Genomic DNA, 21,825 nt, shown 5'->3' with positions numbered 1-21,825 from the left:
TTCAAAGATGCGCTTCTGCGTACTCCGCCAATACCGAGCGTGGCACACCCTTCAGGTGAATGTGACCGCCATGCCGGAACCGCTTGAAGCGCTCTGTCATGTAGGTCAGCCCTGAACTGATGCCCGATAGGTAAGGCGTATCGATCTGTGCCAGGTTGCCGAGGCAGATCACCTTACTGCCGTTGCCGGCGCGGGTGACGATGGTCTTGATCTGGTGCGGGGTCAGGTTTTGTGACTCGTCGATCAGGATCAGGCTGTGCTGGAAACTTCTGCCGCGGATATAGTTGAGTGACTTGAAGTGCAGCGGCACCTTGCTGAGGATGTAGTCGACGCTGGACGTCATGTTCTCGTCGTCTTCGTGCAGGGCTTCGAGGTTATCGACGATTGCGCCCAACCAGGGTTCCATCTTCTCCGCTTCGGTACCGGGCAGGAAGCCGATGTCTTCATCCAGCCCTTGGGTGCTGCGGGTGGCGATGATGCGCTTGTAGCGTTTACTGGCTACCGTCATCTCTATGGCGGCGGCCAGGGCGAGGATGGTCTTGCCGGAACCAGCGGCACCGGTGAGGTTGACCAAGTGAATGTCCGGATCGAGTAACAGGTTCAGGGCCAGGGCCTGGTAGATGTCCCGTGGTGTCAGGCCCCAGACCTGCTGTTCCATCAGCTCGTAACGGCTGAGGTCCAGCAGGACAATGCGGTCATCGTCGATATCGGTGACCCGGCCTACGAAGCCGAGTTCGTCAATGACGAATTCGTTGATGTTGAGCTTCAGCAGGGCGCCTTCCCGGCGCAGGATATGCTCCGTCAGGCCCGCCCGCTGGACGGTCTCCACCTTGTCGATGGTGTCCCAGAAGGAATTGGAGAACTCCTGATAGCCGATCGGCAGAAGATCAATATCGTCTACCAGTTGATCGTTGTGGTAGTCCTGAGCTTCAACGCCGAACCCTCGCGCCTTGAGGCGCATGTTGATGTCCTTGCTCACCAGGATGATGTTCTGGCTCTTGTGCTTTTCCTGCAAGTCGGCAAGCGTGTTGATAATCTTGTTGTCGTTGATGTGTTCGGGAAGATGGTGCCCGTTTTGGTGTGTCGAACTCATCAGGATGGTGAGGGTACCCTGGGCCGGGCCGGTTTCGGTGCGTTTAATTGGAACGCCGCGCTCTATTTCTCTGGGAGAGGCATCGCCAAGGAGTCTGTCGATGGTGCGGATTGCTTGGCGGCAATCGGCGGCGACAGCTTGCTTACCACTTTTCAGACTGTCGAGTTCTTCAAGAACCGTCATCGGGATGACGACGTTGTGCTCTTCAAAATTGAGGACTGCGTTGGGGTCGTGGATGAGGACATTGGTGTCTAGGACGTACATCTTTTTCCGCGAACGCGGTGCTCGTGGCATAAGGTCCAATCCCTCTTGCTGTGTTGGCTGATTTCGATCTTAGTCAATTACGCTGAACGGCGCAGCCCTCTTTTTCGGATCGGTGACTCTGTATCGGGTGCGAAACGCCGCTCAGGCACGGACGTCTCCGAGGCTGCTACGTGTCAGTGTCGGGTCGGCAATCACCTTGAGCATGTCATAGGTGGTTACGATGCCGGTAATACGCTCGTCCTGGGTCACGAAGACGCGATGCAGGTGCTCCTTCATCATCAGCTCGGCAATCTCGCGGACGGTGGTATCTTCAGTGACGGAGATGACGCTGGGGGTCATGATGTCGCGCACCTCAACGGGGACGCGTGTCATCTCTTCGAAAATCATCTGCTTGAGGCGGCGGGCTTCCTGGCGCTCGTCGGGGGTGAGCTGCTTTTCGACTTCGGGATCGACGCTGTTCCAATGAAATTCAGCGACGTCCTTCAGTGTGACGATGCCGACGATCTTGCCGTCTTCATCACAGACCGGGCTGCCGTTGATCTCGTTATCAGTCAGGAAACGGACCACGTGCTGCATGGTCCATGACTGGGGAACGGACTTGACGTGAGGCGTCATAATGTCCCGGGCACGTACGGTCATTGCGAAAATCCCTAGCGCTGGCGTGTCATCAAGGCGCGTCCCTTGTTCTGTCTGAAATCATCCGAAATGTAGGGACGTTTGGCAAGCGTTGTTGGGAATTTACCGTTCTATCCTGATTGGCAGGCCAGCCATCGTCACAACAAGGTGGCTAGGGTTTTGTCTTGGTTTTGCTGACGCCGGTCAAGCGCCCCTGGCTGTCGTAGTCGAGTTGGTAGCCCTGATAGCGGGGCGAACTCACCAGTTTGTTCAGCTTGCGCAGTGACTCATAAGGTATATCCACCAACAGCCGGTTGACCAACCAGCTGGGGAGGGCGCCATTGGGATCGGTATGCTGAATCCAGGTGACATCGGTGTGGTTGGCGTCGACGGCATGGAAGCGATAGAAGGTATCGGCATTGGTCACACGGACGAAGTCCGGTGATACCGGTTTCATATCATTTACCGTGTGCATGCGGATAATGACATCACCGGTCTTGGGATCAGACTGCGTCTTGATTTCCAGAACGTAGTCCCGGTCTTCGACCGGCCAGGGCAGGTTATTGATGGAGTAGGCAAAGCGGTCGTTGAAACTGAGGATCTTCAGGTTGTAGGCCTGTTCACAGCCATGTACCCACTGCATGCAAGAGGAGGGGGTATTCATGACGGCGATGACGCTGGCCAGGGATGCATCGAGCCGTGCGGTCGCCTTGAAGGACTTGAAATCGGACCCCGGTGTGTCGCGGGTAAAGACTTGGATGCCATCTCCGTTTTTGGCAAGCTGCCAGTTGTTATCTGGCGGCATGATGGCCCGGGCGGCCGTGGATTCCAGTAGTAGCAGAATCAGTGCGACGAGCAGTGCGGGGGCGGCAGACAACGGTCGGGTCATGGAAATGATGGTCCCTGTGGGTCAACGGTGGCCGGAGAATATGGAACCCGCTCGCCATGCTTCTCGCATGACAATGGGTTCCCAGGCAAAGAGTTCGAGTCTAGCACGGCGATTATGGTGGATTTTGATAAACTCTTTGCAGATTCGGCCGGTTTGCCGTGTTTACGGGCCGACCTTTTCACTTCAGCCAGGAAGGACTATCCCGTGCCTTTGATCGATGCATCCGGGCAACCCCGATGGGGGCTGATCGACGAGCCCGTGGATCGGGTTAATTTCGACGATTTTGATCTGCGTACGGTGATGGACCGCCCGCGCTCCCGTTGGGCCAGGCGGTTCGGGCACAACCAGTTCCAGTTCGTAGGTGTCATGGGGAGGGAGTGGTTAGCCGGTGTGGCGGTCGTCGATCTGAAGTGGATCGCAAATGCCTTCTTCTACCTGTACGACTTTCGGGAGGGGCGCCTGCTGGAGCACAGCAGCCTGCAGCCGCTGGCTTGGGGGACCCGGATCGATTCATCTCCCGATACCGGCAGCAGCCGGTTTGCCCAAGGCAGCACTCAGGTATCGATAACACCGCTGGGAGATGCGCGAGAGGTCGTCGTCCAGCAGGGTAAGGATGTGTCGATGCGTTTCAGGGTCGCCGTTCCGGCCGCATTCGAGACTTTGCGGCTATGCTCCCGGGCGGGCTACAGCGGTTGGGTCTATACCCAGAAGTCGGCGGGCTTGCCGGTCAGCGGAGAGGTCCGCTGGGGTGACTATCACTACACGACAGATGCGGATCATCGCGCCAGTATCGACTGGTCGGGCGGTTTTATGCGTCGTGAGACGGCCTGGAACTGGGCCTGCCTTGCAGGCGTGACGGAGCAGGGAGTTTCGATTGGTTTGAATCTGGCCGCTGGGGTGAATGAGACGGGGGTAACAGAGAATGCCCTTTGGGTAGACGGTCGTCGCACCACCCTGGCACCGGCGGATTTTCGTTTTCAGCGTTATCGTCCGGAGGAGCCATGGCAGGTGAGTACCAGCGATGGCCGGGTCGATTTGCGCTTTTTGCCAGCCGGTGTTCGCAAGGAAAGGGTGAACCTGGGACTCCTGGCGTCGAACTTTCGCCAGTTTTACGGGCATTTCGAGGGCCATTTGACCGACGACCAGGGGAACACACACTCCCTGGTCGCGCAGCCTGGCCTGATGGAAGACCATTTTGCGCGCTGGTAGCACGCACGTGGTGTCACATAGCGGACTCAATCTTCCGGTAAGGTGACGTTCAGCTCCAGTACTGAGCAACTGTCATTCTTGTCCAACTGCACCTGCACCATATCATCGTCGATCTGCACATATTTGCGGATGACGGCAATCAGCTCCTGTTGCAACTGGGGCAGGTAATCCGGCTGGTCACGGCGCCCGCGTTCGTGGGCAACGATAATTTGCAGACGTTCCTTGGCGATAGAGGCCGTCGCGGGTTTTTTACTGCGAAAGTAATCGAGAAGACTCATGCGACCTTACCCCCTGAACATCCGTTTGAAGAATCCTTTCTTTTGGGTGTCGAGGAACCGGTGTTCGCGCTTCTCACCAAGCAGTCGCGCCACCGCGTCTTCATAGGCCTGCCCAGCGTCGCTGCTGTCGTCGAGAATGACAGGCACGCCCTGGTTCGAGGCTGTCAGTACCGCCTGGGACTCCGGGATGACGCCCAGCAGCGGGATAGCCAGAATTTCTTCAACATCGCCGACCGAGAGCATTTCGCCGCGAACGACACGCTCAGGGTTGTAACGGGTCAGCAGCAGGTGCTCACGTACGGGTTCCTGTCCATCTTTGGCGCGTTGCGACTTGCTTTGCAGTATGCCAAGGATGCGATCGGAATCGCGTACGGAGGAAATTTCCGGGTTGGTGACGATGATGGCTTCATCGGCAAAGTGCATCGCCATCAGGGCGCCGTGTTCGATGCCGGCAGGTGAATCACAAATGATGTAATCGAAGGTTTCTGCCAATTCACTCAGAACCTTTCCGACGCCTTCCAGCGAGAGCGCGTCTTTGTCGCGGGTTTGGGATGCCGGCAGGATGTACAGCGTTTCGACCCGCTTGTCTTTGATCAGTGCCTGTTTGAGTGTCGCTTCGCCCTGGATCACGTTGACGAAGTCGTACACCACCCGTCTTTCGCAGTTCATGATCAGGTCGAGGTTGCGCAGACCCACATCGAAATCGATCACCACGGTCTTGTGGCCGTGCTTGGCCAGACCGGTACTGATGGACGCGCTTGTGGTGGTCTTGCCCACGCCACCCTTGCCTGAGGTGACAACAATTATCTTAGCCAATGTGTGGATCCTGTTGATTCGGTGGATGTAGTTATGGACCAGTTATGGATCGAATACCCATTCCAGTAACGAACGCCCGTCGTCAGCCCAGTGGCGTGACCACGAGCACGTCATCCTTGAGCTGGACCTGCGCGGGCTGTTTCCAGCAACTCTCCTGCAGATCTTCCGAGATTTTATAGTGTCCCGCAATGGAGACAAGCTCAGCCTCCATGGACTGGCAGAAAACGCGCGCATTCGTGTCGCCTTGCACACCTGCCAGGGCGCGACCCCGTAATGGACCGTAAACATGGATGTTGCCGGCGGCCAGAATCTCGGCTCCAGCACTGACCGGCGCGAGTACGATAAGGTCCCCTTCTGCGGCATAGACCTGCTGGCCGGAGCGGACGGGCAGCGTCACCACTTTGCCGGGTGCCATGGTGGGGGCGGCGTCAATCGCCGTTTCCACCGGGGCGTCTTCGGTCGGAGGTGTTTCTGCTGCTGGGGCGGCGGGCACCGGGCGTGCGCTTCCCGCAGGCATCCAGGCGAGAGCGGCATTACGCGCCAGCCGGCGCATGTCTTCGTCTCCTCCACGCACCGCAACGACGTGAACGTTGTGGCGCCGACAGATGCCGATGATCTGGAAAAAATCCAGTTCGGCGGCGGGCCGGCTGTATTTTTCCAGGCTCACAATCACCGGGATATCCTTGAAGAACCCCGGTGCCTGGCGAATCTTTTCGCGCAGGGTGTCCTCGAAGGCCTGTTGTTCGAAAAGCTGCAGTTCGATCAGCGTCATGGGTAGCATGGCGCCTTTCAGCTCGAAGCAGGCATTCGTGGCGACAGAATCAGGCATTGCGTTCCCCTCTAAAAGTTCCGAAAGCCACTCCGACATGTGGGCTTGCAGCTGGGATGCCGGTTTAGGCTGCAGGGGTAAGGCTTCAAAGCGCAACCCTGCGCCGCCGTTCTCGAGAAATTGGCGGATATTGGCATGTTCCCGACCGCTGGGCTGCTCCAGGACACTGCGGTAATGGCGGCCGAAGCAGAGGAGCGTCTGCTGCGTATCGAGGCCGGCGATTTGGCTCAGTGCAAAGATTTTGCAGGACCCTTCATTAGTGCCGGCGGCATTATGCAACTGGCCGTTTTGAAAAGGTACCGGTCTGTATTCAAAAAAATGGTCGATCAGCGCCAGCGTATCTTCGAAATCGGCGTTGCCATGTTCCAGTTCAGAGATGTGGCTGTCCAGCGCCGATTGCCAACGGGTTTCGGGTTCTGCCGTGATCATTGTTAAGTCCCTTTGAAACGTTCCTGTTGTTCCGGGGTCGCTGGCGTCTGGTAGCGGGCTTTCCAGCGCTCGTAGGGCATGCCGTAAATGATCTCGCGGGCCTGGTCGTAGGTCAGTGGCTGGCCCTGCTCTTCTGCAGCGGCACTATACCACTTGGCCAGGCAGTTACGGCAGAAGCCCGCCAGATTCATCAGGTCGATATTCTGGACGTCGGTGTGGCTCTGCAGGTGTTCGATCAGGCGCCTCAAAACGGCACTTTCTATTGCTTGTTGTTGATCTGTCGAAGATTGTTCCTGTTTCATGGCGGGCGGCTTCAGGTAGGTGGGCCAGGGTGTCAATGTTGTTGTTCAGACTGACATTCTCAGAATGTTGCCGTAATATACAAGACTGTATATAAATACAGTCATTATTTCATGTCTCAGCGCAAGATTATCCACTGCGATTGTGACTGCTTTTACGCGGCCGTGGAAATGCGTGACGATCCTTCGTTGCGTGAGGTCGCGCTGGCAGTTGGCGGCGACGGCGGGCGGGGAGTTGTGGCCACCTGCAACTATGCGGCGCGCGCCTACGGTGTGCGTTCTGCCATGACCATGAGCGAGGCGCACCGCCTGTGTCCGGATCTGGTGGTAGTGCCACCGGACATGGCGCGCTATCGCCAGGTTTCCCGCCAGGTCATGGGGATTTTTCGCGACTATACCCCGTTAGTTGAACCCCTTTCGGTGGACGAAGCGTTTCTGGATGTCTCGGAAACTGAACTCTTTCAAGGGAGTGCGACCCTGATCGCCCGCGACATCCGGCGACGTGTCCGAGAAGAGGTTGGTATTACGGTGTCGGCGGGCGTGGCCGGGAATAAGTTTCTGGCCAAGGTGGCGAGCGACTGGAATAAGCCGGATGGCCTTTTCGTCGTATTGCCGGAAGCGGCGGACGACTTCGTCCGGGCATTGCCCATCGAAAGGCTGTTCGGCGTCGGCAAGGTCACGGCAAACCGTCTGCATGAGTTGGGTGTCAGCACCTGCAATGACCTTCAGGCTTGGTCCCGTGAACAGCTGGCGGAGCGCTTTGGTCGACTCGGCTTGCGTCTTTATGAGATGTCCCGGGGGATTGATCCGCGTCCGGTGGTGGTGAGCCGGCCGACCAAGTCGATCAGTGTCGAGCGGACCTACGGTCGCGATTTGCCGACGCTGGCCGCTTGTGAGGCGGCGTTGGATGAGTTGGTGACCGACCTGGCCCTGCGGCTCAAACGCAAGGGTGAAAACAAGCCGATGCATAAGCTTTTCGTCAAGCTGCGGTTTTCTGACTTTTCCACGCACACCCAGGAGCGGATCCGGAACCTGACCGTCCTGCCGCAGCGGGAGGATTTCCTACCGTTACTTCGGGAGCTTTACGGCGATGCACGTCGACCGGTCCGGCTGTTGGGACTGGGTGTCCGTTATCGGGTCGATGAGCCTGGTGAAGCGGTGCAACTGCGGCTATTCGATTAATCGTTGCGTTGCTGCCTCACAGTGGCATCAGGGCCTGTAGCACTTCAGCCGGTGGGATGCAGGTGATCGATAGCGTCCCAATAATCCCTCCGATCAGCGCACCGGCAGCGACGTCACTTGGATAGTGAAGGCCGAGAATGACGCGCGATGCAGCAACGCTGAGGGTGAAGGGCAGTATCGCCAGCGCGACCGTTGGCAGCGTCAGCCAAAGCATGACGTTGAAACAGGCGGCGTGCAGCGTATGACCGGACGGAAAACTGTAGCGGTCCAGCGGGGGGGTGCCGCAATTGATGCTCGGAAAGGAGATGAACGGCCGCTCCCGGATCAGCCAGCGCTTGAGCAGTTTGTAGCTGATCGAGCACGCCAGTCCGGTCAGCGCCATGCTGACGGCAATGGCCAGGCCGCCATCCGGGGCCAATAGCGGGGTTATCAGGATCAGCGCATACCAGAAATAACCGTCACCGAGGCGGCTGACAGTGGCGAAGTAGCCGTGAACGGGGCGCAGACGCGACGATCGGTTGATCACCTGGCACAGGGCATATTCCAACTGATCGGCGCGATCAAAGAAGCGAGACGCTTTGCTTGATCGCATGACGGCGTTCCTCCGAGGGGGGATTCAGTACTTTCTGCTCGAACTGCTCGACGATTTCCCGCCAGTGCAGCTCCAGCGCCTTTTGTCGAGCCTCATGTCTCAGTTGTTTCAGCAATGACGGTTGGTCCGCCAGTTTCAGCGCAGCCTGGATGTAGTCGGCGTCGGCTTGCAGGGGGACCTTCATTCCATTGATTTCGTGATGAATGTGTTCCCCGGCGGCGGCATCGTCGAAGGCGACCACGCCCAGGCCACTTGCCAGGGCTTCAGTCACTACATTGCCGAAGGTGTCTGTCTTGCTGGGGAACAGGAACAGGTCGCCGGAGGCATAGTGACGCGCCAGCGCTTCGCCTTTTTGCATGCCGCAGAAAATGTAATCGGGGTGGCGCTCCTGCAGTCGCCGACGCAAAGGGCCATCGCCGACCAGAACGAATTTGGCGTGCGGGTGCAGGTGTCGAAGCCGTTCGTAACAGTGTACGGCCAGTTGCAGGTTTTTTTCGGCGGCTAGCCGGCCGACATATAGCACTGCCAGGTCATCGTCCTGAAGTCCCCAGGCGTGGCGGAGTTCGGTACTGCGCCAGCGGGGCGAAAAGCGGTCACAATCGACGCCGCGGCTCCAGACCTGCACACGCTCGACGCCCAATGTTTGCAGGTACTGACGCATGCGCTGTGTCGGGACCAGCGTGGTACCGGCGCGATTGTGAAAGCGGCGCAGATACAGGGTGATCAGCTTTTCCAGGAAGCCGGCGCCGTAATAGCGGCTGTAGGTGTGGAAATTGGTGTGAAAGCCCGCGCTGACGGGGAGGTTAAGATCGCGTGCCGCGCTTACGGCAGCCCAGCCGAGCGGGCCTTCAGTGGCGACGTAGACGGCTTCGGGCCTATCCTCGCACCAGAGACGTTTCAGACGCTGGCTCGTGGTCAGTCCAAAGCGTAGGTCCGGGTAGCCAGGCAGCGGCAGGCCTGCCACCTGGTGATCGCTGACCTGATCTTCTGGTGCAGAGATGCTCGCATGCACGGGAACCTGTCTCGCCTGCGGCTGACGGGGGCGCACGATCTGCAGCCGATGGCCTTTGTCCGCCAGTCCATGGCAAAGGTAGCGTAGCGTGTTGGCGACACCGTTAATTTCGGGTGGAAAGGTTTCGGTGACGATGGCAATCTTTCGGCTCGGGTTCTGCACGCTTGCGTCCTGTGTCGCCGGGTTACGGGGTGCCCATCATCAGGCACTATGGCTCGCGGCAATGGCTTCACTATGGAAGTGTCCTGTGACAACGGGACGACAGTGCAATGACAGTATTTTGAACAGTGACGGTCTCTTGAGTATTGAGTCTGCCTAAGCGTTCATAACGCTGTCAGGCCCATTTCCCGAAGCGGTTTGACCCGCATCCTTGAACTTCGCCGCAAAGATCCGTATACGTCACGTCACCCGCAGACTTTGATAACGCTGATACTTGGTGGCGTTGATACTTGGTAACTCTGATAAATGAGGAAGTAACATGGAAAAGCGCGAGCTGGGCTCAACCGGGCTGCAGGTCAGCCTGATCTGTCTGGGTACGATGACCTGGGGGGAGCAGAACACTGAACAAGAGGCATTCGAGCAACTGGATTATGCCGTCGATCAGGGTATCAATTTCATCGATGCGGCGGAGATGTATCCCGTACCGCCGCGAGCAGAAACCCAGGGGTTGACCGAGACCTACCTGGGAAATTGGTTGAAGCAGCGCGGGAGTCGCGATGACCTGATTATCGCCTCCAAGGTCGCTGGGCCGGGCAATGGCCTGGATTATCTGAGAAACGGTCCCCGGCTAACCCGGCAGCATATCCGGGAGGCGGTCCAGTCCAGCCTGCGCCGTCTGCAGACGGACTATCTGGATCTCTATCAGGTGCATTGGCCAGACCGGAATACCAATTTCTTCGGCAAACTGGGTTACGAGCATCGTACCGACGAACAGATGACGCCTATCGAAGAAACGCTGGAAACGCTGGATGAGCTGGTGCGGGACGGACTGGTGCGTCACGTCGGTCTGTCTAACGAGACACCTTGGGGAACCATGCGTTACCTGCAATTGGCTGAGCAGCGCGGCTGGCCGCGAGTGGTGAGTATCCAGAATCCCTATAACCTGCTTAACCGTTCCTTCGAGGTGGGATTGGCCGAGATCGCACACCGTGAAAATGTGGGATTGCTGGCCTATTCGCCGCTGGCATTTGGCGTGTTGTCCGGCAAGTACCTGAACGGCCAGCGCCCTGAGAATGCACGGGTGACGTTGTTCTCCCGGTTCAGCCGATATACCTCTGAGCAGGCCGAGAATGCGACGACGGCCTACGTGGCACTGGCACAGAAGCATGGGCTGACGCCTGCGCAGATGGCACTGGCTTATGTGAATGGCCGGGACTTCGTGACCAGCAACATTATCGGTGCTACCACGATGGCCCAGCTGAAGGAGAATATCGATAGCGCATCGGTGACCTTGTCTGATGAGGTGTTGTCGGGGATCGAGTCGATCCATCGCCGCTTCACCTATCCCAGTCCCTAAGCACTATCCGCTGCGGATGGCGGTGGCCCGAGTGACTTCTCCTGGAGCACTTAGGGCCACTGATCGGTGCCTTTAGTCGCATAGAATGAGAGGTATACCCCTTGGGTGGGGCCTGTCTGTTGCGAGGGTATCTATCTTGAGCCTGCCTGAAAAAAAGCCTCTGTCGCTGACCGAAAAGGCGTTTTGGTCGTTGATCAACGGCATAGAGCGTCGACTGTTTTCGGAACGTTTCATCGTTGCCAATCAAACGCCTTATGAAGTGATCTACAGCGATCGCATCATGAGTGTGCGGCGTTACGAATCTCTGGAGGAGCCCGCTATCCGAGTGGGGGACGAAACGCTACCGGTAGCGCCGGCAAGATATCGAATCCCGCTGGTGCTGGTGCCTCCGTTGGCGGCGACGTCGATGATTTTTGATTTGCTGCCGCAGCGTTCCGTGGTGCGCTACTTCCTGGCCAGAGGGTTTGATGTTTACCTGATCGACTGGGGCGAGGTGACGGCGGACCACAGCGATATCTCCCTGGAAACCTATGTGATGGAGTGGATGCCGGCAGCACTGGCGGCGGTGCGCGAACGCAGTGGGGAACAGGATGTGTCCCTGTTTGCCTACTGTATGGGAGGGTTGCTGTCGCTGATGTATGCGGCAGTTTCCCAGGATACGCATATCCGCAACATGGTGACTGTCGCCAGCCCCGTGGATATGCACCAGAGTGGTCTCGCGGGACGGGTGCTGGCCGCCATTTATCGGCCCACGCAGATCCTGAGCCAGTTCCTTAACCTGTCCTTGCTGGATTTGCCGGCCCGTTATCTGCACATTCCCGGCTGGATGAATTCGCTCGCTTTCAAGTTGACCAACCCGGTTGGAACTGTGGTGAGTTCCCTTGAGCTGCTGCTCAACTTGTGGGACAGGGAGTACGTCAAGGTCCACAGCACCATGCAGCAGTGGTTCGACGAGATGGTCGATTATCCCGGAGAGACGATCAAGGGCATGGTGGTGCATATGGCGCTGAACAATCGGATGGCTCGTGGCCGCATGCCACTGGGCGATCAGCAGGCGGATTTCGGTCAGATCCATTGTTCCATTCTGGCTTTTGCGGGGGATTCGGATCGCCTCGTCAGTATTCGTGCGGCGCGCAAGGTCTTGGATATCGTGGCCTCAGAGGATAAGGAATTTTGTGTGGTGCCGGGTGGTCATGCGGGGGTTTTTGCCGGTGCCGGAGCGCCGGGGAGCACTTGGGCGCTGAGTGCGGATTGGCTGGCGGAGCGGTCTGATTAAGGGCTTCTTGTAAATAGGGCGCCCGAACTACTTGATAGTGGCTAGTCAAAAATATGACTAATAGTGATTGGTTTTGGTGACGTAAATACGGCTATTTTGTGGTGTTCGTCACGGCATACTTTCGTCTAATCCGTAGAATGCAGGTTATGGGCGAGTCTACTGGCGGGTTTACAGTATGGTCATCAAAGTCTTTTTGGCGCTGTTATTGTTGAATCTGGCAGTCTTTTGGGCGAAGGCCTATGCTGGAGAGCCTGTTGCCAAAAGCCAATGGGATTCGCCTGCTGTCGAGATGACCCGGGAAAATCGTGCGGTGACCACTGGCCACACCGGTGTTACGCCGGATGAGGCGCTGACTGCGTTGGGCATGCGCCTTCTTAAGTGGCATTTCAGCGCTCAGCATACCCATCGTTATGCTTACGAGAATATTCGTGAGGATCATAGTATTTCCCTTCTTCAGGACGGTGCTGCTCTGAATCTCGAGTGGCGGTTTTAGCCGGCGTTCGGGCAGCATTTGCTGTGCCGCTATCTTGCGCTTTTCTACTGCTTTCAGTCTGCAAAATGCACCTATCTTGATCTATCTCGCTATTACTCCTGACTCTGTTGTGCTGACATGATCGACATGTGATTATCGGTTCCTGTCGCGGGATTGACCGAGGGTGGTCCTGATCGCGTCGAGCCAGTGTCGTTCAGCTTTGAGAAGGAGAGTCGTTGCGCTATGGCGGAGCAACCGAAGACGTTCAGCGATGTGGAAGCTTGTGTGGATGCGATTATCGCCAAAGTCGGAAAGGACATCCGGCTGGGCTTGCCGTTGGGGTTGGGTAAGGCCATAAACCTCTGCAATGCGCTGTACCGGCGGGCTTGTGCTGACAAATCAATCACACTTCATATTGCCACTGCGCTATCACTGGAGAAGCCGGTCGGTAGGCAGGACCTGGAACGTCGCTTTCTGAAGCCTTTCGTCGACAGGCTCTATGGCGAGATCCCGGATCTGGAGTATGTGATGGATCTGCGGCGCAACAAGGTGCCGCCCAATGTCACCATCTCCGAGTTCTTTTTCAAGGCGGGCAGCTACCTGAACAATGCCAGCCAGCAGCAGAACTATATATGCCTCAATTACACCCATGCTGTGCGCGATCTTTTAACGCTGGGTATTAACGTGGCGACCCAGATAGTGGCGCCGGACCCCGCCGGCTCCGGGCGTTTCAGTCTGAGTTGTAACCCGGACACTTCCCTGGATCTTGGCATAGCGCTGCGGGAGCGTGAAGCGGAAGGCGCGCCGATAGCATTGGTGGGGGAGGTTAATCGTCATCTTCCCTATATGTATAACGATGCTGAGATAGAGCCCGACTTTATGGACTTTATCTACGACAATCCTGCACAGGATTACCCGCTGTTTTCTGCGCCCGCGCTATCGATCGCCCCCCAGGATCATATGATCGGTCTCTATGCCAGTACGTTGCTCAAGGACGGCGGGACGCTTCAGGTCGGCATCGGTTCTCTGGGGAGTGCGGTTGTCTACAGCGCGATATTGCGTCATACCGACAATGCGCACTACCGGTCCCTGATTGAGGCGCTCGATGTTCATAAGCGCTTTCCGGTTACGGCCGAACAGGGCGGGATGGATGTTTTTGAACAAGGGCTATACGGCTGCAGTGAGATGATGGTGGATGGTTTTATCCATCTGTATAAGGCGGGCGTGCTCAAGCGGGAAGTGTTTGCCGATGTGCTGCTTCAGCAGTTGCTCAACGAAGGCCAAATCTCAACGAAGGTTGAGATGGCATCGCTTGACGCATTGTTCGCGGCGGAAGGGATCAGCAGTCCCATGCGGGCACGGGATGTTCGGTGGCTGAAGCAATATGGCCTCTTGCGCGAAGAGGTGGAATTCAAGGGGGGGCGGCTTGTTGTCGATGGGCAATCGATTGAGCCTGTGCTGGACGACGAAGACGCACGCCGTCTGATCGAGAGGTACTGTCTCGGGCGGTCGCTCAAGGGCGGCACCGTCATGCACGGCGGTTTCTTTATCGGGCCGCGAGACTTCTATCAGGCGCTCCGTGACATGCCGGAGAAAGAAGCTCGCCATTTCTGCATGAGCAGCGTCAACTATATCAATCAGCTGTATGACCATCCTTTCGGTGATCAGAAGCTCAAGCGAGTGCAGCGCCGCGATGCCCGCTTTATCAATTCGGCGATGATGCATACGCTGAGTGGTGCGGCGGTGTCTGATGGGCTGGAAGATGGTTCTGTGGTGAGTGGCGTGGGCGGGCAGTACAACTTTGTCGCGATGGCGCATGAGTTGCCTGGCGCGCGTTCCATCATTACATTGCGCGCGACGCGAACGCATCGCGGCAAAGTTCTTTCCAATATCCTGTTCAATTACGGTCACTGTACTATCCCACGCCACTTGCGGGATATCGTGGTGACCGAATATGGTGTCGCCGATCTACGTGGCCGCTCAGACAGCGATGTCTATATGCAGTTGATCCAGATTGCCGATTCCCGCTTCCAGGAGGGATTGCTCAAGGAGGCCAAGCGGGCGGGCAAAATTCCCTCACATGTGAAGATCGCTGAACCCTATCGTCATAACACCCCGGAGAACATCCGGGCCATTGTGGGGGAGCAGCAGGAGAAAGGGCTGTTTCAGGCGTTTCCGTTCGGTACGGACTTCACCGACGAAGAATTGCGGCTGGGCAAGGCGTTGAAGGCATTGAAGGCTCGTACGTCGACAAGGTCCGGCCTGTTGAAAACGTTGTGGGGCGCCTATCGCCATAGTGGGCACGTTAAAGATTATGCGCCGTTGTTGGATCGAATGGGGCTTCGCCAGCCGCGCGGCCCCAAAGAAAAGCTGAACCAGCGACTATTGATATATGCATTGAGTCACAGTTGAGGACGTTATTGTTATGCGGGAACCCCGGGTTTTTGCCCTGAATTACTGGCTGAAGAATCGCAAGGGCGAGGTGGTGGACACGTCTGAAGGCGGTGAGCCGTTGCGTTTCGTTGAGGGTGCCGGGCAGGTCGTTGAAGGGTTGGAGCGTGCCGTGCGAGACCGGGCGGTAGGAGATCGCCTGGAAGTGACGATTCCGCCGGAGCTTGCATACGGCGAGCATCGCGACGAGCTGGTACGTGCGGTGCCGCGTTCGCTGTTTCAGGGGGTGGATGAGCTGGCGGTTGGTATGACGTTCCAGACGAACACTGGTGATGATCGGCAGGTCGTGAAGGTGGTGGAAGTGCGGGGTGATATGGTCCGTGTCGATGCCAATCACCCGTTGGCCGGCTTTACGCTGTATTTCGATCTGGAAGTGTTGGAGGTTCGCGACGCGACACCGGATGAGGTCGCGTCGGGAATGCCTCAATAACCGGAGCGGCTTTCCAGGGAAGCGCAGGCACCAAGGGCGTCGCCTTCGTCTGGGGTTGACGGTGACGTGCGTCTGGGCTCGTGAATCTGGGACAGGCCCGAGGAGACGGTGTTGTGCAGTTGTTGCGCCAGTGCCTCTGTCGGCTGCGCCGCTTCCGGCTCGATGGCTGGGTGCAAAATTACCTCGACTTCCAGGGCCGGTTTGCTCAGCAGTCTGACGAGATGGCTATGGAAGCTGTCGTCGCCGATAAACGGGGCAACCGGGTCGGGCAGGTCGTTGCGGCGGTAGCCGATTGTCATGGGTTGGATGCGGCACTTGGCGTCTGCCGCCGCTGCCAGCAGACGGCCGTGAAAGGGTAGGACCGAAACGCCTGTCGTGGTCGTGCCTTCCGGGAATATCAGTACGGAGCGGCCTCCGGCGAGAACTGAAGCGATTTGCTGACGTACAGATCCCGATTGGCCGCCGCCGCGTTTGATATAAAGGGTTCCTGCCTCACCGGCCAGCCAGCCAATGACTGGCCAGCGACTGACTTCGATCTTAGATAGAAAACGCAGCGGTGCGCAGGCGAGCAGGACGGGAATGTCCGACCAGGAAATATGGTTGCTGACGAAGAGGACGGGGCCTTCGGCGACGCTGCCGCGGACATTCAGACGGAAACCGAGCAGTCCACACAGGATCTGAATGGAGTGGTGGGCGACCGGTGTGCGGTCGATTCGGCTTGCGGTGAACAGATCTCCGATACGCAGCGCCAGTGCCACCAGAATGATCGACACCAGGAACAGAATGAACAGGGTCAGGCGCCAGGTGAGTCTCAGAGCACTCAGCATGGAGAACCTCCGGCCTTCTCAGGCGGTTTCGCGACGCATGAAATGACGCGCATAACGCGCACTCAGTTTATCGACTTCCAGCATGACCAGCAGGTCGGCGCAACGGAAGTCGGGGTCCCAGCATGGTTCGCCGCAGACGAGGGCGCCCAGCCGCATGTAAGCCTTGATGAGCGCCGGGACGCTGATGTCCTGGTCGCCGGTGGTCGGCGTTATGGCCAGGTGTGGCAGTTCCCGGCGCGGATGCACCCGGAAAGCGTCGCCGGCCATGTAGCTCTGGCGTAGATGCTGGGCGATGCGCCAGGCGCGTTGCCCGCCGTCCAGCATGCTGATGCTGGCGCAGCCGATCAGGTAATCGACATTTTCCGCCACCAGGTATTCCGCGACTCGCGTCCACAGCATGCCCAGCGTGACGCCGTTACGGTAGTCCGGGTGGATGCAGGTCCGTCCCAGTTCGGCGAAGGTGCCGCTGACCTGTTTCAGGTCGCTCAGGTCGAATTCGCTTTCCGAGTAGAAACCACCACAGCGTGCTGTCTCGCGTTGGTGAAGTATGCGGGTGGTGGCAACCAGTTCACCCGTCAGTTCGTTGGTGATGACCAGATGCTCGCAGGCCGCATCGAAGCGATCCGCATCGATCCCGGTTTCCGTGGCACCCAGATCCGATCCGTATTCCGCGGAGAAGATGTCGTAGCGCAATTTTTGGGCTGCGCGCACGGAAGCTTCGTCGCGGGTGATGGATGCGCGCAAATTACGCGCCGATCTGGCGGACAATGCACGTTGTGCTTGCATGAAAAGGTCTCTTTATGACGAATTCTTAATGAGGGTATGAAGGCGGTGTTGCAGCGATGTGAAAGGAATTTGACGAAGCTGTTACAGGGCAGGATGTGATAATTGTCCGCTTCTAGGGGCTTTGCCTGGCGGAATCCGAATTTGTGTGACAGGCTGTAACTGTGGGCGTTTCCATGTATTTTTCAGAACAGGATGTATAATTACGTTACATGGCGTTGCCCCAGTACCGCCTTGAGCGGTGTGATCGTGACGGGGCTCCACCCCCATACGTGGATTCAACGGATATAACAACGTTAGAGATGGAAGGCGTGGAACAGACAAACGAGGCATGGCGTGTGCTCATCGTCGAAGACGACGAGCGACTTGCGGAACTCACGCGGGAATATCTGGAAAGCAACGGGTTGGTGGTTTCGCTGGAGGCTAACGGCGGGCATGCCGTCGAACGCATTCGCAGTGAAAGCCCGGATCTGGTCGTCCTGGATCTGATGCTGCCGGGTGAAGATGGTCTTTCCATCTGCCGGCGTGTGAGACCCTTCTATCATGGTCCGATCCTGATGCTGACCGCACGAACCGATGATCTTGATCAGGTTCTGGGTTTGGAGATGGGGGCGGACGACTATATGTCGAAGCCGGTCCGGCCAAGGGTCCTGCTGGCCCGTATTCGTGCGCTGTTGCGCCGGGTCAACGAGCAGGCGCCGGCCAAGCCCCTGGAGGCTGAAGGGGACGAACCGGTTCGGTTGATGTTCAACGATCTGGTGGTCGATCGCTCGATGCGGGAAGCCTGGTTGAATGATGAGAGTATCGATTTGACCAGTGCGGAATTCGACCTGTTGTGGCTGCTGGCCAGTAATGCGGGCCGGGTGCTGAGTCGTGAGGAGATTTTCACGGCGTTGCGTGGTATCGAGTACGACGGGCAGGACCGCTCGATCGATGTGCGGGTTTCGCGCATAAGGCCCAAGATTGGCGATGACCCTGTGCATCCGCGGCGGATCAAGACTGTCCGCAGCAAAGGATACCTGTTCGTCAAGGAAGCCTGAGTCCCAGGCCTCACCGGTACCCGTCGACGCGACTCCGGTGGGGGCGCCTGGAATGTATTAGCCGCGTCGGGCGTCTTCCATGTCCCTCAGATCCTTCTATATACGCAGCTACGCGCTGCTACTGATGTTGACGCTGCTGGTGGCCCTTGTGGGCTACCTGCTGGTTTCAGGTCTGAATAGGGTGCGTGAGCGCGCCTGGCAGGAGCATTTCCCCGTTCCGCTGCTCAGTTGGTTGCGAGATAACCCGGATGGTGTCCATGTCGCCAACTGGGTGAGCGACAACGTCGATATTCAGTACAGCTCGACTGCAGACCTCGAATTGACGCCGGTGGAGCGCGAGCGCTTGTCGTACGGGCAGGTGATATCCCGCAATCGAGGATCGGTTGCCCATTTGCTGCTGAAAACCTCCGGCAATGGCGTCCTCGATGCCAGTTTCGATCACCTCTATCAGGATGTGTCCCGTGTCTCCGCGTTGATTGCGGCCTGGGAGTTGGAGCAGATTTCGCCGGTCCAGCGTCATCAGGTGCTCGACGAATTAGGCGGGCAATTGGGCATCGGTATCCGTTATGTCGCATCCAGCGAAGAGGTGCCGGGAGAGGTGGTGCTTGATCAGTTGGCAAGCAACGGTTTTGCCTATGATCAACAGGCCCCTGACGATGCCGCAAAGATTTATGTCCGTCTGAATGATGGCGAAGTCGTGCGCATGTCGATGGCTGCGCCCTTCGACCTCTGGCCCTGGCCGATGTTGCTGATCATGCTGCTGCTGATTGCCGGTGCTTTGGCCGTTGCCAACTATTATGTGCTGGCACGTCTGCATCAGCGATTGCGCGGTATCGAAAACGTCGTCGGCCGAATTGCGCGCGGCGAGCTGGATGCACGGGTCAAGGTCGATAACGTCTCTATCGTCGACCGGCTTAGTGAAGCTTTCAATAGCATGGCGGAGCATATTCAGCGCCTGGTGCAGGTGCAGCAGGAAATGATTCACGCGGTGTCTCATGAGCTGCGAACGCCCGTTGCGAGGATTCGTTTCGGCGTGCAGATGATCGAAGACTGTACTGACGAGGCGACGTTGCACAAGCAGCTCGTGGGTATCGACTCGGATATCCAGGAGTTGGATGAGCTGATCGACGAGATCCTTACCTATGCGAGACTGGAGCAGGGTGGGCCTATCCTGGCGACGCAGACGGTTAACCTGCAGGAGGTTGTCGAGCAGGTAGTTCGCGAGCAGCAGATGACGCGCCCCAATCTCAATATCCATGCCGTTGTCGATTTAACGAGCGATGACTGGAAGTATGTAGACGTCGAGCCACGTTACATTCACCGCGCCATCCAGAATCTGGTGGGTAATGCGACCCGGTATGCCGCTGGCGAAGTCCGTGTGCATTGCCACTTTGGCGAGGAAACGTGCCGGGTTGATGTTGAGGATGATGGTCCAGGGATTCCAGAGGAGGACTGGGAACGCGTCTTTACGCCCTTTGCCCGCCTTGATGACAGCCGGACCCGCAAGTCGGGTGGGTACGGGCTGGGGTTATCGATCGTGCGCCGGATTCTCTACTGGCATGGCGGTCAGGCTTTTGTCAGCCGAAGTGAGGACCTCGGCGGGGCCCGCTTTAGTCTGGTATGGCCGCGCAGCCAGTCGGAGTAAATGGCTGTGCGGCTTTTGGATTCTTCCCTTAAGCTTCAGCCAGCGCCTTTGGCGTGTTGGTAATGCGGGCTTCGAGATAATTCGATAGCTGGACGCGTTGGGCTTCGCTCAGTTTCAGGCCGAGCTTTGTACGTCGCCAAAGGATATCCTCGGCGGTTTCCGCCCATTCGTCCTCGATCAGGTGGCGTACTTCCCGTTCATACAATCCTGCACCAAAGTGGTGTCCCAGGTCATTGACGCTCTTGGCGTCGCCCAGGAAGCGCATGGCATGAGTGCCATAGCTTCGCGCATATCGTTTCAGCAGCGGCGCCGGCAATGCCGGATAGAGCTCGGTAAGGAGTTCCAGCAGGGCCTGTCGTGTGTTGAGCTGCGCAGTTGCTCCCGGCAGAGGTGCTTCCGCGGTCCAGTCCTGTCCCATCTGCGGGAACCAGGGGCGGAGGTGAGCAAGGGCGGCCTCCGCCAGTTTCCGGTAAGTCGTGATCTTGCCCCCAAAAACACTGAGTATCGGTAGTTGCCCATTCTCGCTGGTTACCTCGACGGTGTAATCGCGAGTCATGGCAGACGGGTCGGCCGACTCATCGTCACACAGCGGGCGCACGCCCGAATAGGCACTGACGATATCCTGCCGGCTGAGCTGGGTGACAAAGTGCTCGTTAACAACCTTGAGCAGGTAATCGGTTTCCTCGTCGTCGATTGATACCTTGGCGGGGTCGCCGGAATAGATCTTGTCGGTCGTACCGATCAGCGAGAAGTCATCCTGATACGGCAGCACAAAGACGATACGGCGATCCGTGTTTTGTAGAATAAAGGCGCCGTGCCACTCCTGAAAACGTGGCACGATGATGTGGCTGCCTTTGATCAGTTTCAGGCGTCGCGGCGATGGCGTGTGCAATACGTTATCGAACAGGGATGCGGCCCAGGGGCCGGCAGCATTGACGAGTGCCCGGGCGTAAACGGTCTCTTCTTCGCCATTCATGCTTTGGCAGCGAATTTCCCAGACGTCGTCTTCAGGGTGGCGTCGAGCGCTGATGCAGCGGGTACGGGTGGCGATGCGGGCGCCTCGTGCGGACGCCGCCTGTGCATTGGCGATCACCAGTCGCGCATCATCCACCCAGCAGTCCGAATACATAAAACCTTTGCGTATGTTCGGCTTGAGAGGGCTATTGACGCCAAAGCGTATGCTTCTTGCTGCCGGCAGGGTTGTGCGTCGAGATAGGTGATCGTAAAGAAAGAGACCGCAGCGGATCACCCAGGCTGGCCGAAGGTGAGGCCGGTGAGGCAGCGTAAAGCGGAGTGGTTCTACCAGGTGCGGTGCGTTTCGCAAAAGAACTTCGCGTTCAGCCAACGCTTCGCGTACCAGACGGAATTCGTAATACTCAAGATACCTTAAGCCCCCATGAATGAGCTTGCTGCTGGCTGACGACGTTGCCGAGGCGAGGTCTGACTGTTCGCACAACATGACGCTGAGCCCTCGGCCGGAAGCGTCTGCGGCAATGCCAGTACCGTTGATACCGCCGCCGATAACAAAGAGGTCGTACGTGGGGGCTGTAAGACTGAGCATGGCTTACCTTTGGTGTGCCTGACGAAGTGGAGTTGCTTTGCGGTGCCGCAAAAATGTCATAAATGGAACGCTATAATGGCATTCTAGAGTGTTCGGCAAAGAAAGTGCAAATAAAATTTTCGAAAACGAAAATTTCGGTGTCGGATACGGGAAAAGATGGGTGGCGGCTTCTCCTTGGCATGGTTTTAAGGCGCTGATGCCTTGTATCGATAACGAAAGCCTCCGTGCGAAAGCGGTAACGCCATGTCCATGAGGCTGATTTTTTTGAGGTTCCAGGTCGGGCTTTCAGTTGCCTCGTCGCGAGTAGTTTCGTTGTC

21 protein-coding genes are annotated in these 21,825 nt (G+C 57.6%); 9 read left to right on the top strand and 12 right to left on the bottom strand.

Annotated elements, in window-relative coordinates; all coding sequences use genetic code 11:
• Position 1: 1 nt before the first annotated feature.
• The 3 genes from CLR77_RS11640 to CLR77_RS11630 all read right to left on the bottom strand — a co-directional run bounded on the left by CLR77_RS11640 (position 2) and on the right by CLR77_RS11630 (position 2,861).
• Positions 2 to 1,396 carry a PhoH family protein gene (locus CLR77_RS11640; protein WP_406564952.1) on the bottom strand — a complete coding sequence of 465 codons (1,395 nt, stop codon included), beginning with the start codon at positions 1,394 to 1,396 and terminating at the stop codon, positions 2 to 4.
• A 102-nt stretch (positions 1,397 to 1,498) separates the two neighbouring features.
• A complete protein-coding gene (locus CLR77_RS11635; protein ID WP_097460813.1) occupies positions 1,499 to 1,996 on the bottom strand; it encodes a CBS domain-containing protein in 498 nt (165 codons plus the stop codon).
• A 148-nt stretch (positions 1,997 to 2,144) separates the two neighbouring features.
• The gene (locus CLR77_RS11630) at positions 2,145 to 2,861 is read right to left on the bottom strand and encodes an START domain-containing protein (RefSeq protein WP_198962745.1); all 717 of its coding nucleotides are present in this window, start codon (positions 2,859 to 2,861) and stop codon (positions 2,145 to 2,147) included.
• A gap of 204 nt (positions 2,862 to 3,065) precedes the next feature.
• On the opposite strand from CLR77_RS11630, the gene CLR77_RS11625 reads away from it, so the two are divergent.
• Positions 3,066 to 4,070, top strand: coding sequence for a DUF2804 domain-containing protein (locus CLR77_RS11625; RefSeq protein ID WP_227519888.1), 1,005 nt, complete (start codon positions 3,066 to 3,068; stop codon positions 4,068 to 4,070).
• Positions 4,071 to 4,096: 26 nt separating this feature from the next.
• On the opposite strand, the gene minE is transcribed toward CLR77_RS11625, so the two are convergent.
• From minE to CLR77_RS11605, 4 genes are all read right to left on the bottom strand, one after another.
• On the bottom strand, positions 4,097 to 4,348 hold the full coding sequence (gene minE / locus CLR77_RS11620) for a cell division topological specificity factor MinE (protein ID WP_097460811.1): 252 nt from the start codon (positions 4,346 to 4,348) through the stop codon (positions 4,097 to 4,099).
• 6 nt (positions 4,349 to 4,354) lie between these two features.
• Positions 4,355 to 5,164: a septum site-determining protein MinD gene (minD, locus tag CLR77_RS11615; RefSeq protein WP_097460810.1), complete on the bottom strand. Its 810-nt coding sequence runs from the start codon at positions 5,162 to 5,164 to the stop codon at positions 4,355 to 4,357.
• Positions 5,165 to 5,246: 82 nt separating this feature from the next.
• On the bottom strand, positions 5,247 to 6,422 hold the full coding sequence (gene minC, locus CLR77_RS11610; protein ID WP_097460809.1) for a septum site-determining protein MinC: 1,176 nt from the start codon (positions 6,420 to 6,422) through the stop codon (positions 5,247 to 5,249).
• A gap of 2 nt (positions 6,423 to 6,424) precedes the next feature.
• Positions 6,425 to 6,724: a DUF1244 domain-containing protein gene (locus CLR77_RS11605; RefSeq protein ID WP_097460808.1), complete on the bottom strand. Its 300-nt coding sequence runs from the start codon at positions 6,722 to 6,724 to the stop codon at positions 6,425 to 6,427.
• A 111-nt stretch (positions 6,725 to 6,835) separates the two neighbouring features.
• Between CLR77_RS11605 and dinB the strand changes: the two genes are divergently transcribed.
• Positions 6,836 to 7,903 (top strand): DNA polymerase IV, encoded by a 1,068-nt coding sequence (dinB, locus tag CLR77_RS11600; protein WP_097460807.1) that lies wholly within the window; start codon positions 6,836 to 6,838, stop codon positions 7,901 to 7,903.
• Positions 7,904 to 7,919: 16 nt separating this feature from the next.
• Here the strand turns inward: dinB and CLR77_RS11595 are convergent, their stop codons facing one another.
• Together CLR77_RS11595 and CLR77_RS11590 are read right to left on the bottom strand one after the other, a co-directional pair.
• Positions 7,920 to 8,495 carry a phosphatase PAP2 family protein gene (locus tag CLR77_RS11595; protein ID WP_097460806.1) on the bottom strand — a complete coding sequence of 192 codons (576 nt, stop codon included), beginning with the start codon at positions 8,493 to 8,495 and terminating at the stop codon, positions 7,920 to 7,922.
• On the bottom strand, positions 8,464 to 9,669 hold the full coding sequence (locus CLR77_RS11590; RefSeq protein ID WP_097460805.1) for a glycosyltransferase family 4 protein: 1,206 nt from the start codon (positions 9,667 to 9,669) through the stop codon (positions 8,464 to 8,466). Before CLR77_RS11590 ends, CLR77_RS11595 begins: the two co-directional genes overlap by 32 nt.
• Positions 9,670 to 9,985: 316 nt before the next feature.
• Between CLR77_RS11590 and CLR77_RS11585 the strand changes: the two genes are divergently transcribed.
• From CLR77_RS11585 to CLR77_RS11565, 5 genes are all read left to right on the top strand, one after another.
• Positions 9,986 to 11,023 carry an NADP(H)-dependent aldo-keto reductase gene (locus CLR77_RS11585; RefSeq protein ID WP_097460804.1) on the top strand — a complete coding sequence of 346 codons (1,038 nt, stop codon included), beginning with the start codon at positions 9,986 to 9,988 and terminating at the stop codon, positions 11,021 to 11,023.
• A gap of 136 nt (positions 11,024 to 11,159) precedes the next feature.
• On the top strand, positions 11,160 to 12,299 hold the full coding sequence (locus tag CLR77_RS11580) for an alpha/beta fold hydrolase (RefSeq protein WP_198962744.1): 1,140 nt from the start codon (positions 11,160 to 11,162) through the stop codon (positions 12,297 to 12,299).
• A gap of 175 nt (positions 12,300 to 12,474) precedes the next feature.
• Entirely contained in the window at positions 12,475 to 12,792 is a 318-nt protein-coding gene (locus CLR77_RS11575) for a hypothetical protein (protein WP_097460802.1), read from the top strand.
• Between the two features lie 222 nt (positions 12,793 to 13,014).
• A complete protein-coding gene (locus CLR77_RS11570) occupies positions 13,015 to 15,183 on the top strand; it encodes an acetyl-CoA hydrolase/transferase C-terminal domain-containing protein (protein ID WP_097460801.1) in 2,169 nt (722 codons plus the stop codon).
• Between the two features lie 13 nt (positions 15,184 to 15,196).
• Positions 15,197 to 15,652 carry an FKBP-type peptidyl-prolyl cis-trans isomerase gene (locus CLR77_RS11565; protein WP_097460800.1) on the top strand — a complete coding sequence of 152 codons (456 nt, stop codon included), beginning with the start codon at positions 15,197 to 15,199 and terminating at the stop codon, positions 15,650 to 15,652.
• Here CLR77_RS11565 and CLR77_RS11560 read toward each other — a convergent pair.
• A complete protein-coding gene (locus tag CLR77_RS11560; RefSeq protein WP_097460799.1) occupies positions 15,646 to 16,479 on the bottom strand; it encodes a lysophospholipid acyltransferase family protein in 834 nt (277 codons plus the stop codon). The two genes, CLR77_RS11565 and CLR77_RS11560, sit on opposite strands and share 7 nt — an antisense overlap.
• An 18-nt stretch (positions 16,480 to 16,497) precedes the next feature.
• Entirely contained in the window at positions 16,498 to 17,265 is a 768-nt protein-coding gene (locus CLR77_RS11555; protein ID WP_097460798.1) for a GNAT family N-acetyltransferase, read from the bottom strand.
• Positions 17,266 to 17,564: 299 nt separating this feature from the next.
• On the opposite strand from CLR77_RS11555, the gene CLR77_RS11550 reads away from it, so the two are divergent.
• Together CLR77_RS11550 and CLR77_RS11545 are read left to right on the top strand one after the other, a co-directional pair.
• A complete protein-coding gene (locus tag CLR77_RS11550; RefSeq protein ID WP_097460797.1) occupies positions 17,565 to 18,302 on the top strand; it encodes a response regulator in 738 nt (245 codons plus the stop codon).
• A 79-nt stretch (positions 18,303 to 18,381) separates the two neighbouring features.
• Positions 18,382 to 19,947, top strand: a complete 1,566-nt coding sequence (locus CLR77_RS11545; protein ID WP_097460796.1) for an ATP-binding protein — start codon at positions 18,382 to 18,384, stop codon at positions 19,945 to 19,947.
• Positions 19,948 to 19,975: 28 nt separating this feature from the next.
• On the opposite strand, the gene glpD is transcribed toward CLR77_RS11545, so the two are convergent.
• Positions 19,976 to 21,508, bottom strand: a complete 1,533-nt coding sequence (gene glpD, locus CLR77_RS11540; RefSeq protein WP_097460795.1) for a glycerol-3-phosphate dehydrogenase — start codon at positions 21,506 to 21,508, stop codon at positions 19,976 to 19,978.
• Positions 21,509 to 21,825: the final 317 nt, after the last annotated feature.

Origin of the sequence: Mangrovitalea sediminis (assembly GCF_002514725.1) — a bacterium.
In the GTDB taxonomy this organism is placed as follows: domain Bacteria; phylum Pseudomonadota; class Gammaproteobacteria; order Pseudomonadales; family Oleiphilaceae; genus Mangrovitalea; species Mangrovitalea sediminis.
The sequence above is the reverse complement of the archived record's forward strand: the minus strand, read 5'-3'. Positions and strand labels throughout refer to the sequence as shown.

Bases quoted from the DNA above. Each gene is read 5' to 3' on its own strand.
- dinB (WP_097460807.1), top strand. From the start codon at position 6,836: ATGTCTCAGCGCAAGATTATCCACTGCGATTGTGACTGCTTTTACGCG.
- CLR77_RS11595 (WP_097460806.1), bottom strand. From the start codon at position 8,495: ATGCGATCAAGCAAAGCGTCTCGCTTCTTTGATCGCGCCGATCAGTTG.
- CLR77_RS11585 (WP_097460804.1), top strand. From the start codon at position 9,986: ATGGAAAAGCGCGAGCTGGGCTCAACCGGGCTGCAGGTCAGCCTGATC.
- minE (WP_097460811.1), bottom strand. From the start codon at position 4,348: ATGAGTCTTCTCGATTACTTTCGCAGTAAAAAACCCGCGACGGCCTCT.
- CLR77_RS11560 (WP_097460799.1), bottom strand. From the start codon at position 16,479: ATGCTGAGTGCTCTGAGACTCACCTGGCGCCTGACCCTGTTCATTCTG.
- CLR77_RS11550 (WP_097460797.1), top strand. From the start codon at position 17,565: ATGGAAGGCGTGGAACAGACAAACGAGGCATGGCGTGTGCTCATCGTC.
- CLR77_RS11630 (WP_198962745.1), bottom strand. From the start codon at position 2,861: ATGACCCGACCGTTGTCTGCCGCCCCCGCACTGCTCGTCGCACTGATT.
- CLR77_RS11570 (WP_097460801.1), top strand. From the start codon at position 13,015: ATGGCGGAGCAACCGAAGACGTTCAGCGATGTGGAAGCTTGTGTGGAT.
- CLR77_RS11575 (WP_097460802.1), top strand. From the start codon at position 12,475: ATGGTCATCAAAGTCTTTTTGGCGCTGTTATTGTTGAATCTGGCAGTC.
- CLR77_RS11565 (WP_097460800.1), top strand. From the start codon at position 15,197: ATGCGGGAACCCCGGGTTTTTGCCCTGAATTACTGGCTGAAGAATCGC.
- CLR77_RS11605 (WP_097460808.1), bottom strand. From the start codon at position 6,724: ATGAAACAGGAACAATCTTCGACAGATCAACAACAAGCAATAGAAAGT.
- glpD (WP_097460795.1), bottom strand. From the start codon at position 21,508: ATGCTCAGTCTTACAGCCCCCACGTACGACCTCTTTGTTATCGGCGGC.
- CLR77_RS11555 (WP_097460798.1), bottom strand. From the start codon at position 17,265: ATGCAAGCACAACGTGCATTGTCCGCCAGATCGGCGCGTAATTTGCGC.
- CLR77_RS11545 (WP_097460796.1), top strand. From the start codon at position 18,382: ATGTCCCTCAGATCCTTCTATATACGCAGCTACGCGCTGCTACTGATG.
- CLR77_RS11635 (WP_097460813.1), bottom strand. From the start codon at position 1,996: ATGACCGTACGTGCCCGGGACATTATGACGCCTCACGTCAAGTCCGTT.
- minC (WP_097460809.1), bottom strand. From the start codon at position 6,422: ATGATCACGGCAGAACCCGAAACCCGTTGGCAATCGGCGCTGGACAGC.